Consider the following 16,151-nt stretch of genomic DNA (forward strand, 5'->3'; position numbering starts at 1 on the left):
TGATGCACCACTACTTAGCAACGTAGCTTAAGTGCCCACACTTATCGGTTGTTTCGTTGTTAAAGAGCAATTTCGCCAACCCTACCCAACTGCCCCACAACCAAGCTAAAAACATCTAACTTGCCGTGTGAAGCGCTGTTCAAGCAGCTAAGAAACGAGATTATGAAGCAGTTTTTACACCGTGTCAAATGAAGTGAAGGAAATTTAATAAATATTGTTGACCTAACCCTGACCGACTCACTCTTCTTTCTATTGTTGACCCTGCCTTTCATTTCCTCAGGCACCCCAGTTGATGACTAGACTAACTCAACCAGGATGGGGCTCGGTTGTACTGGATTCCGTATTTGCTGATTACTTCGCCCAATAGAGCTCTGGATACGACACCGTCTCGCGCCAAACCATCTATCGCGGCCAATACAACGTGGTAACGATTAACTTCGAAGAAGTCACGCAATGCCACACGCGTGTCGCTTCGACCAAACCCGTCTGTACCCAAAGAAATAAACCGAGCGTCAACATACTCGGCTATCAACTGTGGCCAGGCACGCACATAATCGGTGGCGGCAATAACGGGGGCACTTCCAGACAAGCACGCTGAGACGTAACTTTCCCGTACTGATGCCTGCGGATTCAACCGATTCCAGCGATCAACTTCTCGCGCCTCTTTGGCCAGCTCAGTAAAGCTTGTCACACTCCAAACCTCTGAGGAAATTCCCCAATCCGTTTTAAGTAATTCTGCAGCAGCCTCCACCTCACGAAAGATCGCACCCGACCCAAGCAAACGAACCGATGCAGCCGCGCCCCCTGCGTCGCACACCTCACGTCGATAACAATACATGCCTTGAACAATCTGCTTCTCAATACCCTCGGGCATGGACGGCTGCGCGTAACTCTCATTCGTCAGGGTGATGTAATAAAACTCATCAACCTGCTCCTCAATCATACGACGCATGCCATGGTCCAGAATGACCGCCAGTTCACCCGCAAAGGCCGGGTCATACGATCGACAATTGGGCACCATGGCGGCGATGACATGACTGCTGCCGTCTTGGTGCTGCAACCCTTCACCACTAAGCGTTGTACGACCCGAGGTCGCGCCAAGCAGGAAACCACGCGCCCGTTGGTCAGCGGCAGCCCAAATCAAATCGCCCACCCTTTGAAACCCGAAAATGGAGTAATAGATATAGAAAGGCAGCATGGCCTTGCCATGCACGCTATACGACGTTGCGGCCGCAACCCAAGAAGACAACGCCCCGGCTTCAGTAATCCCTTCCTCCAAGAGCTGTCCGTCTTTAGCCTCACGGTAGGTCAGCATGGACCCAGCATCCTCCGGCTCATACAGTTGACCATCAGGGCTGTAGATCCCGATTTGCCTGAATAAGTTCGCCATTCCAAATGTACGCGCCTCGTCCGCAACAATGGGCACAACCCGCTCACCAATGCCGGCGTCTTTCAACAGACCACTTAGCATGCGGGCAAACGCCATTGTTGTAGACATTTCCTTCCCATTGGCTTCGCGCGCAAATTTTGCATAGCTATCAATCACAGGTATGGTCAGCGCTTCATTTGACCGCGTGATGCGAGAAGGAACAGCCCCGCCCAAGGCTTCACGTCGCTCACGCATATAGCGCATTTCAGGGCTATTTTGCGACGGTTTAAGAAAGTGGAGGGCCTCTACCTCATGGTCAGACAAAGGCAATGAGAAACGATCACGAAATGCTTTCAAAGCATCGAAATCCAGCTTCTTCGCCTGATGAGCTGTCATGCGCGACTCTCCGGCACCGCCCATTCCATAACCTTTTTTGGTTTTCGCCAGAATCACGGTGGGCTGGCCAACATGCGATTTCGCAGCAAAAAATGCGGCATGCAACTTACGAAAGTCATGGCCACCTCGCCGCAAACCATCAATATCCTTATCGGACATGTGCGAAACCAATCGCTGAACCTCGGGGTCTTTTTGGAAAAACTCCAGTGAGTTGTAGGCTCCGTCTTTCGCGCCTAACGTTTGATACTGGCCGTCGACTGTCTGGGCGAACCGGCGCAACAGCGCATGACTGGCATCGCGCGCGAACAGGGGGTCCCAATCTGAGCTCCAGATCACCTTAATGACATTCCAGCCTGCGCCAGTAAACAATGCCTCTAGCTCCTGAATGATTTGCCCATTTCCACGCACAGGCCCATCCAGCCGTTGCAGATTGCAGTTAATAATAAACGTTAAGTTATCCAGCTGTTCTCGGGCAGCTAACGTTAGCCCTGCGATTGACTCCGGCTCATCCATTTCCCCATCACCAAACACACCCCAAACACGACGATCATGAGTTTGCGCAAGGCCCCGGTTCTCGAGGTAACGCATGAAACGTGCCTGATAAATTGCATTGATAGGGCCAATGCCCATTGAGCCCGTGGGAAACTGCCAGAAATCAGGCATTAACCACGGATGCGGATAAGAGGAAAGCCCTCCGCCTCCAGACTCTCGTCGATAGAAACTTAAGTCATGCTCACTTAAACGCCCTTCCAGAAACGCGCGCGCATAAACTCCCGGCGCAGAGTGCGGCTGATAAAAAACCAGATCCCCCCCATTTGCTTCAGTTCGCGCTTGAAAAAAATGGTTGAATCCCATTTCGAAAATTTCCGCGACGGATGCATAACTGGCTATATGGCCTCCAAGTTCGCCATAAGCTTTATTTGCCCTGACCACCATCACCAAGGCATTCCAGCGGTTTATGGAACTAATTCTCTCTTCTAGCTCAAGATTGCCGGGATAGACTCCTTCGTTATCCAAAGAAATGGTGTTTCGATAGGCAGAGTACGGTAACGAGTTCGGTTTAATGCCATGCGCTTTCACGAAATCGTCTAGCTGACTTAAAAGGAATAGCGCACGATCACTTCCGGCAGCCCCCAGAACGCCCTCCAGCGCCTCCAGCCATTCTTGCGTTTCCTCGGGATCAACGTCATCGGACTGCGCCATTTTCAAGCGCAAGTTCCCACTGCTATTAACCATTTTTACCTCCTGAACGATCAGATCAGTATAGTGAGGCACCCACAAAATGTGCTGCTGTTATCATTTAGAAAAAGATGGTTATACGGAATATTATTTTGAAATCAATCTGAAAAAAAATAATTTATGCGGAAAAAAAGACTAGATTCAATAGACTTGAAAATTCTTCAAGAAATCCAGGCCAATGCGCGTTTAACGAATTCTGAGCTGGCAACTCGTGTCAACCTTTCCGCGTCGCCCTGCCTGGCCAGAGTCAAGGCACTTGAGGAAGCCGGGGTAATCTCACAGTACGTCACCCTGCTAGACCCGCTGCAGATTGGGTTGAACGTTAGTGTGTTTATTGAGATTCGTCTGGAGCAGCAAATCGAGAAGTCGCTTGAGCGATTCCAAAATGCAATTCGCAACTACCCAGAGGTAATGGAGTGCTATCTGATGACCGGAGACTCTGATTATTTGCTCAGGGTGGTGGTTCCGGATATCCAGGCACTTGAACGATTTATTATTGATGAGTTGTCCAAGATACCTGGCGTGTCGAACATTAAATCAAGCTTTGCACTTAAGCAGGTGAAATACCAAACAGCGTTGCCATTGCCCACTCCTTCGACAAGAGCGTGAACCGAATCACTCTGCGCGGGGCGTTGCGCAACCCTTTACTTGGAGGTAATCAGCTCATCGTGCATTGAGCCGCATAGCTATCCACATGGTCTTTCAGCACATTTTCCTGAACCAGCTTCCAATCGGGCTTGCCGTTTTCACCTTCCACCATTTCGAAGATATGGTAGTCCTGAACCGGATAATTATTGTTGCCGAACTTGAAATCGCCTCGCACTGACTCGAAATCCGCCGTTTTAATTGCTTTCACAAACGCTTTTTTATCCGAGACATCACCCTTCAGCGCCTCTACAGCGGCATTCAGCTTCATCATGGCATCGTAACTGAATGCGGCATAAGCTGATGGCGTACGGTTGTATTTTTCGCGATATGCATTCACGAACTGCTTGGAATACTCGCTGGAAATGCCGGGGGTCCAGGTGTCTGCTGCATAAGCACCAATCACTGCCTCACCCATTGCGTCGACGTCTTCGCCCTCAATTGAGTTAGCCGTATAAAGAGGCAATTTGCCGGCAAGCCCTGCCTGCTTGTACTGACGCATAAAGGTGACACCAAGCCCGCCCGGGTAGAACATGAAAACGCCTTCAGGATCGCTCAATGCCACTTGGGTAAGTTCAGCCGAAAAGTCGAGCTGGCTCAAGGGCGTATAAATCTCGTCAATAATTTCGCCTTTATAGGTGTTGCGCAGGCCACTGATCTTGTCTTTTCCGCCGACGAAATTAGGGGTTAGCGTGCTGATGGTTTTCACGCCTTTATCCTGCATGTACTTACCCATTGCTTCAGCCGGCGCATCGCTTTGCCACGACATGATGAACAAATTAGGTTTGCATAGTGCCCCGGCAGTGGGGGAGGGACCCGAAATCGTGCCGATAAACGGCACATCAGTTTCAGCGATTTTAGGCTGCAACGCCATTAATACGTGCGTAAACGTCAAGCCAACCACCGCATCAACGTCCTCTCGCTCCAACAGTCGCGAAACGCCGGTTAACGCAACAGACGGTTTCATTTGATCATCTTCCGCCACGATTTCCGTTTTGACCCCACCCAACTTCCCGTCCAATTGGTCCAACGCAAGGCGAAAACCGTCTAATTGATCACGCCCGTTCGCGGCAGACGGCCCGGACAACGTACCCAGAAAGCCAATTTTGATATCCGCCATTGCCATGCCTGGCACGGCACAAACCAATGCCAACGACAGGACTGATTTCTTCAATATTTTCTCAAGCAACATGTTTGTCTCCTTCCTTATGTTTAAGTCAATGAACCGCCATCAAACCAACCGGGTTTCCAGCTCCCCCAAACTCTCAATCCAAACCCGCATCACATCCCCGCGTTTCAAGAACACCCCCGATTCCATCCCAACGCCGGCCGGGGTGCCGGTTAAAAGAATGTCGCCAGGCAACAAATCCAGCCTGGCACTTAAGTACGCAATTTGATCTGCCACGGTGTACAAATGATTTGAGGTGCTGGAGTTTTGCCGCAGTTCGTCGTTGAGCCAAAGCTTGATCCCCAAATTTTCGGGGTCACCGGCAAATTCAGCCGGCGTTAAATATGGCCCCAAAGGGCATGCACCTTTAAAGCATTTGTGACCAATCCAATCGAATCTAAACGGCGAACTGACATCAACCTGATCACGCTTCAGGTTGTCGCGTGCGGACATATCGTTGGCACAGCTATACCCGGCAACATAATCCAAGGCCGATTCCACCGATACATTCGACGCCTTTCGCCCGATCACCACTGCCAACTCCGCTTCCCAATCGAGCATATTGCTGTGAGCTGGAAACGCGACATGCTCTTTGTGGCCCGACAAAGCAGCCTGCCCTGCCTTGATGAAATGCCAGGGAGGAAGGCCGTCGGCCTTCGGATCCAGGTTCAATTTCATATTCATGGCCTTACCCATCGCTTCGACGTGATCCCGATAATTAGCGCCTGCGGCGTAAATCACACCACAACGCGTTAAGGGCGGCAAAAACTCAATATCATCCGCGACCAGCAAGGCATCTTCTGCAAGCTCCGGCTTCTTGCTAACATCATCTGCCAGTTCGCGTAGAAACGGATGCGCTTCCGACCAATCAGTGAGCAAATCATCCACACTGCGCCACTCGGGATGGGCCCCGCCCATTACGCCCCTAAGATCGTACAAACGCGCTTGAATCAAAACACCGGGGCGAGCACCACCCTGGCGTTCACGGTAGGTGAACACCTGATATTTCATGACGGAATTTCCTAACAGTTAACGCAGTAAATGTTTTTGGTCGGAGAAATGAAGCGTGACTGATACACCACCTTCCATCAGCATCCACTTCTTCACTTCGACGGTATAAACGCCTTCTTTAATGAAGGGATCGCCCGACAAAATAGCGTGCGCCTCTTCTTCAGACGCAGCCCGAAGTATTGACATACCACCCGCTGCACCCGGCACGCCCCCCTCTTGTACAAAAGGGCCCGAGGCGAATATTTCGCCGCGTTTTTCAGATTGCACGGCCCATTTCAAATGAGCCTCCAGTACAGAAGCAAACTTGGACAGGTCGGCCGGCTTTCTGAAAACGACGAACAAAGGCTTGTTCAACATGCCCTCAATCAGGCGTTGGGTCTCGGGTGTAAACATATCAATCGGGCTCTTCAAAATTCAAAACGAAGTCCTCAGGCGGGGGGGACGCCGCCCAAACAGCGGTAAGCTGGTCTGGCGGAACGTTTAAAGGTTGCCAGTCGGCGTCTTCGGGAATGACGTCGATATCCCAGAAATACTCGGCCAAGCTGCCCCAGGGGTCGCGAATGTAATGGAAATAGTTTGACCCCCCGATGTGCCGCCCAGGACCAAACCCGTCTTTATAGCCGGCGCGCAAAAGCGTTTGCGCGCCAATGGCGATTTCATCGAAATCGGACACTTCAAAACTTAAGTGATGCAAACCCGTGTGCGAGCTTTTTGCAAACGCAAGCATATGATGATCGCCGCCTGCCGACCCTCGCAAAAACGCAAGAATATCGAGCGCCTGATCCGACACCTTCATGCCCAGAAGTTGGGTGTAAAACGCCGTGGATTTTTCCACATCGGGACTAAACTTGATTAAGTGCCCCAAACGCAACGGCCGCGCCTTCTTCCCATGAGTGGTTAAATCACAGGCACGCTGACCGACACGGCGATAACGGCCATGTGCGTTGATTTCAGGCGGCAGCTCGGGCGAGGTTGACGCAGGCTCGACAACATGAATATGCACCCAGTCGTTATGTGGATCTTGAAACCATATCCCTTCATAACCAATGTCAAAAGGCGGGTCCTTCAAAGGTACACCCGCTTGGTGCAGGTTCTGCATGATGTTGGTCATGCCCTCCCCATTCGTGCCGAACGACGCATAGCCCAACTTCTTCTTGGGGCCATGAATCAAACGAACCTGATCCTGCGCCCGCCCCCGGCAACGAAAAACCAGATCATTTCCCACCGAGCGCGACTCCAGACCAAAGAGTTCATAGAACGCGCGCCCTATCTCGAGATCGGGAACAACAATACCAACGTGATGCAACGACCGAATCATGACGGCTCCTGTTAATTATTTAATGGGAGAAAAAGGTGCAGGCGTAAGTAACTCGCTATGCTGACGCTCTACCAGTGGTCCCGCCTTACCCAAAAAACTCCTCCACTCGGGACGGCCGGCCAATGCAGCTTTACGCGTTTGTCGATCTTCGAATGAAGCGTAGCCCCATAGTTGAATAACACGATTCAATTCCCCCACCTCGGTCATAAAGTAACCAAGCAGGTTTCCAAGCGTCGGCCCTTGCAGTGGCAAACCCTCGGATTCGTACAAGCGCAAAAATTCACCCATGCTGCCCGGCCGAATCCAATACGTTCTTTTCTCGACAATCATTTTCCCCCCACTTTCTGGTCCCGCGAATCCGCCTCAAGAAACTTAAGGACGGCAGCAATATCCTCATGCTGGACGCCCTCGTCAAACGCGCGCTTAAAATAAGGCACAGCGGCAGAAAACAACGGTGTGGCACACCCCAGGTCATCCGCCATTTTTTGCCCCAGATCCAGATACTTCTCGAGGGTCACAAAGGGTCCGGGCGCAGGGTCGAACCGTCGATCTGCCATTAAAGGGGCGCGTACGCCAAACATCGCGGAAGCCCCTGCCCCCGCTTGAATCACTTTAGCGACAAGATGTGGGTCGAACCCAGCCCGTTTCCCCATGTTCATCGCTTCCGCTGCGGACAATGTATGAATGGCCAGGAGATAGTTGGCAATCAATTTCATCGAAACCGCCGACCCCAGTGGGCCGAGATAAAAACACTGATCAGTAATAGCACGCAGCAACGGCTCACACTCGCGGAACAAAGACTCGTCACCCCCAACGTAAAACGACGCTTTACGGGCTGCGATCATGGGAGGAGAGCCGCTGATTTCCGCCTCTAGATAACGCGCACCTTTACCTTGTACTTTCTGGGCTTGGGACAGCTTGAAATCTTTGCTATAGGTTCCCGTTTCTATCAGGGTTTTAGAGGCCGACAGGCTATTTAATATGCCACCCTCACCCTCCAGAATTTGCGACGCAGCCGGTTCATTGGGCAGGCATAACAAAACAACATCTGTTTGCTCAACCACCTGCACAGGTGAAGAAGCAAGCACGCCACCCGCCTCGACAAACGCCTGGGTGTCGGAACGACGATAGCCCACGACGCGAACGCCGGACTTAATCAGGTTTGTTGCCATCGGCAAACCCACCTGACCAATACCGATTAACCCAACTGCTTCGGGTAAATTGGCCACTTTGTCTCCTTGGTATTTTGCTTTAATGCTTATTCTAGAGAGTAGGGTGAGCCAAAGCTATAGCGTCGGATTGATGATGATGTATAAACACCATTTATACATTGGGCGGTCGAGCCTTGCAGAAATTATTGCAGCGGACTCATTACACCTGGGGAAAGCACTGCGAGGCTTAGTTTCCCGCCAATGTCGCCCCATAAATTTGCGCGATTAACTCACGTAACCATTTATTGGCCGGATCACGATGAAACCGATCATGCCAATAAAGTGCAATCTCAAAAGTAGGCAACTCCAGCGGCACCGGCTTGATCACCAAGTCGTAATGCTGCGCCAGCGTTTCCGCCAAAAGTACCGGCGCACACCACACCATATCCGACGAAATAATAAAATGGGGCGCAGACAGGTATTGAGGCAGTCTTAATTTAATGTTGTTGCGCGCGCCCGCCTCAATCAAAGCCTTCTCAATCACCAGATGGCCGCTACCGGAATACTCCACCAATAAATGGTGCTGCCGTCGAAACAGGTCGTGAGTGAGCTTCTTTTTAGCCAGCGGATGACCCTTGCGCATGACGCAAACATAATATTGTTTAAACAATACTTTTCGGTGGATGGCTGTTTCAAGAGACGGCAAGAAACCCAAGGCCAGGTCAATACGCCCCGTAGCCAAACCGCTCAGCGTGTCGTCAATCGGTTGGAATGTAGTGCGGATTCGCACGCCAGGAGCAACTTTGGTCACTTCTTGCAGAATACGAGGGAAGTACACGACCTCACCGATATCCCGTGTACGAATCGTGAATTGACGACGTGCTGCGGTAGGATCGAATGGGGTATGGACATTCGACGCCTTGCGCACCATTGCCAACGCCCCCATTAGGGGCTGGGCAAGCTCTACGGCGTAAGGAGTCGGCTCCATACGTCGCCCTACCTGAGTAAAAAGCTTGTCGCCGTACTCAAGCCGCAAACGCTTCAGAGCACTACTAACCGCCGCCTGGGTAACACCCAGGTTGTCGGCGGCTTGAGTCACAGACCTGTCGCGCCACATCGCTTCAAAAACGTAGAGCAGATTCAGGTCTTTCATCGAGACTTTAAACCCCCATGTATTGATGCACGATGTCGGGGTTTTGCTTCAAATCGGCATTCGTGCCGCTCCACACAACCCGGCCTTTCTCCAGAATATAGTGTCGATCGGAGAATGTAGTTAGGGCACTGACGTTTTTATCCACCACAATTTGCGACACGCCCTCTTTCTTGAGCGCGGTCAACGCCTGCCAGATTTCGGCACGAACAATAGGCGCCAGCCCTTCGGTCGCCTCGTCCAGCACCAAAAGACGCGGGTTGGTCATCAGGGCGCGACCTATTGCCAGCATTTGCTGCTCTCCGCCCGACAACTGACTACCCAGGTTCGATTTACGTTCTTCGAGCCGAGGGAAAAAACCATATATACGTTTAAGCGTCCAAGGCTCGATCACAGCATCAACCGGCGCACGGGCTGTTGCGACCAAGTTCTCTTCAACCGACAAATTGGGAAACACTTGACGCCCTTCGGGCACCAAACCCAGGCCCAATCGGGCAATACTGTATGAGGGCAACGCGTGTACGGGCTGATCTCTGAAAGCAATTGACCCGGCCGATACCGGGAGCAAGCCGAACAAGCACTTGATGGCGGTTGAACGCCCCATACCGTTGCGCCCCAACAGCGTTACAACCTCACCTGCGTCGACATCGAACGAGACCCCGAATAGAGCCTGAGCGTGTCCATAAGAAGCCTGTATGTCTTGTACTGATAATAAACGACTCATGTTGCCGCCTGCTCTGTAATTTCATCGCCCAAATAAACTGACTTCACTTCGGGATCATTTCGAATCTCATCGGGTGTGCCGGTGCGCAGCACTTTGCCGTAAACCAGCACAGTAATGCGGTCCGCCAAGGCAAAAACCGCATCCATGTCATGCTCGATCAGCAAAATAGAATGCGTTTTCTTGAGCCTTTTCAGCATCTCAATGACATCGGCGGATTCTTGCGGACTCATCCCCGCCATAGGTTCGTCCAGCAACAAAACCTGGGGCTTTGCAGCCAACGCCATGGCCAACTCAAGCTGGCGCCGCTCACCATAGGCTAACTCGGCGGCACAAGCCTGCGCCCGGTCAACCAAATTGGTGATCTTCAACGCGTCATTTGCGGTTTGTACATGTCGGCCCCAGCTTAATAACGGCTTCCAAAAATAAAAGCCGTGCTCTTTGGCGCCCATTGCCGCCAGAACCACATTTTCAAGAACGGAAAACTCTTCAAAAATAGAAGTAATCTGATACGAGCGCAACAACCCCAGCCGCGCCCGCTCGGATATCGGCAACGAAGTAATCGGCCGGCCGCCAAACATAATTTCGCCCTGGTCGGAAAAGAGCTCACCGGTTAACTGATTAATTAATGTGGTTTTACCCGCTCCATTCGGACCGATCACGGCATGCAATTCACCTTGCCGCAAATCGAGCGAAACGGAATCCGTTACCAGCAAGCCGCCAAAACGCTTAACCAGACCTTGAGTCTGCATGGCTATCGTTGTCATGACGCCTCCTTTTCAGTTGCGCTAGCCGTACCGTCCTTTCTGGCCTCAGGCCGGCACCAGGAGGTCAGGTTATCCATGAATCCAACAATACCCTTTTTGCCCATTAAGCCAATAAACACAATGGCCAAACCGAACAACGCCAGCCAGTGCGTAGTGATCATTTTCAAGATCTCTTCCAGCCCCAGGAACGCAAACGCACCATATAACGGCCCTAAAACACTACCCATACCGCCCAAGACCAGCATGACCACGAGATCGCCGGAAATAATCCATGACATCAAAGAAGGTGAGGCAAAGGCGTTCAGATTGGCCAGCAAGAACCCGGCAATACCGCAGAGCACTGCGGACAAAACATACGCCCCGATAAGATAGCGGCGGGCGGGGAACCCGATTGCATTGACCCTACGCGCGTTTTGTCGAGCACCCCGAATGACCATGCCAAACGGAGAGGCACGTAACCGCGCCATCCACCAAACCGAGAAAATAAGCACCAAAAACGCAACCACATAAACCGTGTAAATGTCTCCCAGGTTCAAGCCCAGCATTTGGCTGGTATTGGCGATACTGGTTCCATCATCGCCGCCGTACACTTTCAAGCTCACAAATAGGAAATACCCCATTTGGGCAAAAGCCAGGGTAATCATGATGAAACCGATACCGGTCGTGCGCAAACTGATCGCGCCGGTTATGTAGCCAATAACGGCACAACTGCTGACACAAATAAGCAATTGCAACCAGCCGTTATCGATGCCGTAGAACGCAGGAATTGCAACGCTATAAGCGCCCAAACCCATGAACAGCGCATGCCCCAAACTAATCAACCCACCGTATCCCAACGCCAGGTTCAAGGCTACAGCGGCGATCGCATAAATCATGACGCGCGCAAAAAACGCCACATAAAAACTACTGTCGGTGGCATAGCCCCAAAAAGGCACCACCACCAAACCGGCAAAAATAATGAATGGCAACAGCCGGTTGAAATTAAGCTTGAATGTATTGGTCATGCCTCAGCCCCTGTTTGGTGCAAACAAACCGTGAGGACGCATGGCCAGCACCACCGCCATCAACACGTAAATCAGCATGGAAGCCACTGCCGGGCCTGCCGCATTAGCCAGATCTCGCTCCATGAAGCCTCTGAATATAAGCGGCAGGAAGGCCCTTCCCATGGTATCGACCACCCCGACAATTAAAGCGGCATAAAACGCGCCACTGACCGAGCCGATACCTCCAATGACAATCACAACCAAAGTGGTAATAAGCACGTGATCACCCATGCCCGACTGAATGGCCAGAATCGGACTAGCCATGACGCCGGCCAGCCCGGCCAAACCGGCACCCAACGCAAATAACAAGGCATTCAAAAACTTGATATTGACGCCCAGGGCTCCCACCATACGTGGATTGACCGAACCGGCCCGAATGAGCATGCCCAGACGGGTGCGATGAATTAAGGCATGGGCACCCACCGCAACAAGCAACCCCACCACAATAATGGCGAAACGATAAGCAGGGTAAGTCACCCCAAAAATACTGATGGTGCTGTCGAGCCAACTTGGCACCGGCAGGAAGTAGGGTTGCGTGCCCCAAAGGATCTGAACAACTTCATTAAAGAACAGCACAAGCCCAAACGTTACCAGCACATGGTCCAGGTGATCACGCGAATACAATTTGGACACCGCCAGACGCTCAAGCACAATGCCCAGCAGGATACTGCCAAACACCGCCGCCGCGAATGCCAACGTTAAAGATTCGGTATGCTTGAAAGTCAGGGCGGCGAAATAAGCGCCCATCATGTACAAAGCCCCATGAGCCAGATTCACAAAGCTCATGATGCCGAAAACCAGCGTCAAACCGGCCGCAAGCAAAAATAGCAAAACGCCATATTGCAGGCCGTTGAGCAACTGGGAAAACACCAGCATTGCACTCAACATTTTGTCTCGTCCTTTGGTGGGCCGCTGCGTTGTTTTAATAAGTTCAGATACAACGACCGTTTATTTGGTGATTAATTTATGCGGCCCCAGTGTAGAAGAATACCGAGGGCCAAGTCTATTAATCTTATTAATACTTATTGTTCAAGCTGAAGCCATACCCGGCCTTGTTCCACCTTAACGGGATAAGACCGGATATCCTCTGTAAGAGGCTCACAAAGGGCTTTTCCCGTGCGAATATCAAAGCGACCTTGATGCAAAGGACACTCGATTTCACCATCTTCCAGAAAGCCGTCACACAAGCGGGCATGCCCATGAGTACAGATGTTATCGGTTGCGAAATACTCGCCTTCGCATTCATAGATTGCAATATCGCGGCCTTGAACCTCCACGCCAATCACGTCGTCTTCAGGTAACGCCCCGGAATCAAGAACGTCGACCCAATTGTTATCTGCCATACAAACCTCAAACTGGATAAATTAAAGAGTTAGCAATCATTTCGGAATCGTAAATACAAAAGCGTGACTTGAATTTCAAGCCTTCATCGGTTTGTACGATTCGATCAATGTAGCGACCCACATTAAAGACAGTGGACTCGCCGTTCAATTTCGTACGAAATACGGCATAGTTCGCCTCTGACTGAATTTCACCGTTTTCCGCACTAAGAATGCGGGGAGCACCGACGACATGGCGCTGATAATAAGGATCGTGAAACAAGGTCTCCGAAATACCGAAAGCCCGATCTTTCAACATGCCTTTACTAATAAACCACATCGTTGCGAGCGGAAAGCCGCGCTCGAAGTTTTCGCGTGGCTGCACTTTATACTCACAGTCGTCAACGAAATACTCCGTCCAGCCATCCCAATCTTCGGCGTCAATGGTCGCGGCGTAATCGGCATAGAGTTTGTTCAAAGCAATAAACGTTTGCAGGTCCATGATTAAATCTCCATGACTTTGCGCCAGTATTCATACATACCCCGAATAAGGGTTTCCGTCACCATATGTTCGGTGTTTTCGGCCTCGTAACCACCAAGCTCTGCAAGCGCGCGATGGTAGGGTTTTTGCTCGAACCCCGATTGCGAGAACTCGATCACTTCGCCGTCATCGGCAGAGACAAAACCAGCCGGACCAAATAAATTGGCCTGAATCAAACGGCGTTGCGTCATTTCAGGCGTGTCATCCTCGAAGCCGAAATGCGTCCATACGAAATCGAAAGACCCATGCCCATCGGGCTGAATATGGCGAGTGGAAACACTGTTCACCTGCTGCTGGAAAATCACGCTGGGGAAGATCGTCATCATGACCGCCGTGGGCTCACCCCACCAGTCTTCATGCACGATATCGAGCAAGCGCTTGTCGTTGATTTCCATCGACTCTTTAAAACTGGTAATACCCGTGGTTACCTCATTTTTTGTTTGCGCATTTCCACGCGTGGAAATCATTGCCGCATGACGACGCTGATCATCCATGCGCAAGGCGGATTTGTTATCGGCCCGCCACAAGCCATAAGTAATAAACCAGGTATGTAGCAAACCTGGGTGGTAAGGATCTTTAATGTTTTCCTGCATCAGCTTCCAGTTGCCTGGAATACGCTGGCGGTTATAACCTAATATCTTCAGCTGCCGGCCATTAAAAAGACGGTCGAAATAATGAAGAATTTCGGGCCCGAGAAAATCTTCAAAGCTTTCGATGTCGTGGTCGAAAGACGCAAAGACAACACCACCGCGCGTGGCCACTTTAAGCTTGTTCAGGCTGTGTTCTTTGGTTTTAAACTCTTTGGGCATACCGCCTTGCACCTGCCCGTCGCGCTTTACCCCACGCAAAAACGGCACGCCTTGCAAATCACCTTTCAAACTGTAGTTCCACTGGTGATACGGGCATACCATTTCTTTTGCGTTGCCATGACGCTTTCTACAGAACTGCATACCGCGGTGTGCACAGACGTTTTCAATAACATTGATTTCACCATCGAGATCACGCGTCATGATGACGGAGCGCTCTCCAATGACGGTGCGCTTGAAATCGCCGGGATTCGGGACTTCGGCTTCCAGCCCTACGTAGCACCAATGGTTTTTGTAGAACAAACGCTCCAACTCGCGCTTGTAAATGTCCGAATCGGTGTAGGCCCAAAAAGGAATACGGCTTTTACCTTCTCCTTCCCATTTAGGATTTTTGGGAAACACTTCAGGAACCTGATTCATTGTTTTCTCCTTGGCTGCAAATACCATTGTTCTCGATTGGCAGCAGCATTAAATCAGCGTGAACCAAAAAGTATAAAGAAGGCATTACCATTTACCTATAGAATTTAATTAATTATGAATATTCATAGGGTGAATAGTGGAACTCAAAGACGTTGATTTGAATCTACTTTTGGTGTTCCGGGAACTTCTCGTGGAACGCAGTGTATCGGCTGCGGCGGAACGCTTGGGGCTGAGCCAGCCCGCAGTCAGCCATTCGCTGAAGCGTTTGCGCCAACTGACCCAAGACGACTTGTTTATTCGCACCCCGAAAGGCATGATGCCCACGCCGTACGCCAGTGCCATGGCAGAACCTGTAAACCACGCGCTTGAGCTTTTGTATGAAACACTGAATCAACAGTCCGAATTTCGCCCCTACGAAAGCCGGCGTAAATTCATTATCGGCATGAGCGATCTGGGTGAAATTGAGTTCCTTCCCCGCTTGATGGCCGCATTGGACGAAATTGCACCTGACGTTACCCTTAGCACTGTTCGTGACCATCGCGGCAGCCTGCGAGAAGCCATGGAGGCCGGGCAAGTGGACTTGGCCATCGGCCTTCTTCCTCAATTGATTACCGGATTTCATCAACAACGACTTTTCCTGCAACGTTATGTTTGTATGTTTCGCAAAGGACATGCGTTAGATAAAGGCGCGATTACCCGTCGCGAGTTTTTCGCTTCGGAACACGTGCGCGTTGTTTCGGAAGGAACAGGACACGACCGGGCCGACGAAATAATCGAGAGCGGAACGGGCAAACGTCGCATCCGTCTGCTTGTTCCACACTTTGTGGCTGTCGGCCACATTGTGCAAACCTCAGACATGATTGCCACCGTTCCAGAACTCTATGCTTTGCGGTATGCAAGCCCCTTAAGCTTAAGTTATGTTGCGCATCCGATTGATTTGCCAAAAGTGGAAATCAACCTGTTCTGGCATGCCCGGTATCATCGTGACCCGGGCAACCAATGGCTGCGACAACTCATTTTCAACCTGTTCGCCACTTCCGTTCAGGGGCCGCCGGAAGAACGCCTTTAATCCGCACGCCCCACGCGC

The 16,151-nt window shown here is 51.2% G+C and carries 17 protein-coding genes; 2 read left to right on the forward strand and 15 right to left on the reverse strand.

The genetic code is table 11. The features are described from left to right. Positions 1-301: 301 nt before the first annotated feature. Positions 302-3,001: an alpha-ketoglutarate dehydrogenase gene (gene mdeB / locus CJO09_RS10360; RefSeq protein ID WP_119442281.1), complete on the reverse strand. Its 2,700-nt coding sequence runs from the start codon at positions 2,999-3,001 to the stop codon at positions 302-304. A gap of 123 nt (positions 3,002-3,124) precedes the next feature. Between mdeB and CJO09_RS10365 the strand changes: the two genes are divergently transcribed. Next, positions 3,125-3,613 carry an Lrp/AsnC family transcriptional regulator gene (locus tag CJO09_RS10365; protein ID WP_119442282.1) on the forward strand — a complete coding sequence of 163 codons (489 nt, stop codon included), beginning with the start codon at positions 3,125-3,127 and terminating at the stop codon, positions 3,611-3,613. Positions 3,614-3,662: 49 nt separating this feature from the next. On the opposite strand, the gene CJO09_RS10370 is transcribed toward CJO09_RS10365, so the two are convergent. The 14 genes from CJO09_RS10370 to CJO09_RS10435 all read right to left on the reverse strand — a co-directional run bounded on the left by CJO09_RS10370 (position 3,663) and on the right by CJO09_RS10435 (position 15,064). Further along, positions 3,663-4,841 carry an ABC transporter substrate-binding protein gene (locus CJO09_RS10370; RefSeq protein ID WP_119442283.1) on the reverse strand — a complete coding sequence of 393 codons (1,179 nt, stop codon included), beginning with the start codon at positions 4,839-4,841 and terminating at the stop codon, positions 3,663-3,665. 39 nt (positions 4,842-4,880) lie between these two features. Beyond that, positions 4,881-5,828 (reverse strand): fumarylacetoacetate hydrolase family protein, encoded by a 948-nt coding sequence (locus tag CJO09_RS10375; RefSeq protein WP_119442284.1) that lies wholly within the window; start codon positions 5,826-5,828, stop codon positions 4,881-4,883. Positions 5,829-5,846: 18 nt separating this feature from the next. Then, positions 5,847-6,221, reverse strand: coding sequence for a YciI family protein (locus CJO09_RS10380; RefSeq protein ID WP_119442285.1), 375 nt, complete (start codon positions 6,219-6,221; stop codon positions 5,847-5,849). Position 6,222: 1 nt separating this feature from the next. Continuing rightward, positions 6,223-7,146: a VOC family protein gene (locus tag CJO09_RS10385; protein WP_119442286.1), complete on the reverse strand. Its 924-nt coding sequence runs from the start codon at positions 7,144-7,146 to the stop codon at positions 6,223-6,225. Between the two features lie 15 nt (positions 7,147-7,161). Beyond that, positions 7,162-7,476, reverse strand: coding sequence for an NIPSNAP family protein (locus CJO09_RS10390; protein ID WP_119442287.1), 315 nt, complete (start codon positions 7,474-7,476; stop codon positions 7,162-7,164). Further along, entirely contained in the window at positions 7,473-8,375 is a 903-nt protein-coding gene (locus CJO09_RS10395) for an NAD(P)-dependent oxidoreductase (RefSeq protein WP_245961301.1), read from the reverse strand. The genes CJO09_RS10390 and CJO09_RS10395 overlap by 4 nt, the downstream gene beginning before the upstream one ends. 169 nt (positions 8,376-8,544) lie before the next feature. Beyond that, positions 8,545-9,450 carry a LysR family transcriptional regulator gene (locus CJO09_RS10400; protein WP_119442288.1) on the reverse strand — a complete coding sequence of 302 codons (906 nt, stop codon included), beginning with the start codon at positions 9,448-9,450 and terminating at the stop codon, positions 8,545-8,547. A gap of 7 nt (positions 9,451-9,457) precedes the next feature. Next, the gene (locus tag CJO09_RS10405) at positions 9,458-10,171 is read right to left on the reverse strand and encodes an ABC transporter ATP-binding protein (protein WP_119442289.1); all 714 of its coding nucleotides are present in this window, start codon (positions 10,169-10,171) and stop codon (positions 9,458-9,460) included. Then, positions 10,168-10,935, reverse strand: coding sequence for an ABC transporter ATP-binding protein (locus CJO09_RS10410; RefSeq protein ID WP_119442290.1), 768 nt, complete (start codon positions 10,933-10,935; stop codon positions 10,168-10,170). The genes CJO09_RS10405 and CJO09_RS10410 overlap by 4 nt, the downstream gene beginning before the upstream one ends. After that, entirely contained in the window at positions 10,932-11,939 is a 1,008-nt protein-coding gene (locus CJO09_RS10415) for a branched-chain amino acid ABC transporter permease (protein ID WP_119442291.1), read from the reverse strand. Before CJO09_RS10415 ends, CJO09_RS10410 begins: the two co-directional genes overlap by 4 nt. A 3-nt stretch (positions 11,940-11,942) precedes the next feature. Next, complete coding sequence (locus tag CJO09_RS10420; RefSeq protein ID WP_391523619.1) at positions 11,943-12,866, reverse strand: branched-chain amino acid ABC transporter permease; 924 nt, start codon at positions 12,864-12,866, stop codon at positions 11,943-11,945. 134 nt (positions 12,867-13,000) lie between these two features. Beyond that, positions 13,001-13,321, reverse strand: coding sequence for a non-heme iron oxygenase ferredoxin subunit (locus CJO09_RS10425; RefSeq protein ID WP_119442292.1), 321 nt, complete (start codon positions 13,319-13,321; stop codon positions 13,001-13,003). Between the two features lie 7 nt (positions 13,322-13,328). Continuing rightward, on the reverse strand, positions 13,329-13,799 hold the full coding sequence (locus CJO09_RS10430; RefSeq protein ID WP_114420484.1) for an aromatic-ring-hydroxylating dioxygenase subunit beta: 471 nt from the start codon (positions 13,797-13,799) through the stop codon (positions 13,329-13,331). A gap of 2 nt (positions 13,800-13,801) precedes the next feature. Beyond that, a complete protein-coding gene (locus CJO09_RS10435) occupies positions 13,802-15,064 on the reverse strand; it encodes an aromatic ring-hydroxylating dioxygenase subunit alpha (protein ID WP_119442293.1) in 1,263 nt (420 codons plus the stop codon). 136 nt (positions 15,065-15,200) lie between these two features. Between CJO09_RS10435 and CJO09_RS10440 the strand changes: the two genes are divergently transcribed. Next, positions 15,201-16,133 carry a LysR family transcriptional regulator gene (locus CJO09_RS10440; protein ID WP_119442294.1) on the forward strand — a complete coding sequence of 311 codons (933 nt, stop codon included), beginning with the start codon at positions 15,201-15,203 and terminating at the stop codon, positions 16,131-16,133. Positions 16,134-16,151: the final 18 nt, after the last annotated feature.

The organism is Neopusillimonas maritima (genome assembly GCF_003576595.1).
Lineage (GTDB): Bacteria > Pseudomonadota > Gammaproteobacteria > Burkholderiales > Burkholderiaceae_B > Neopusillimonas > Neopusillimonas maritima.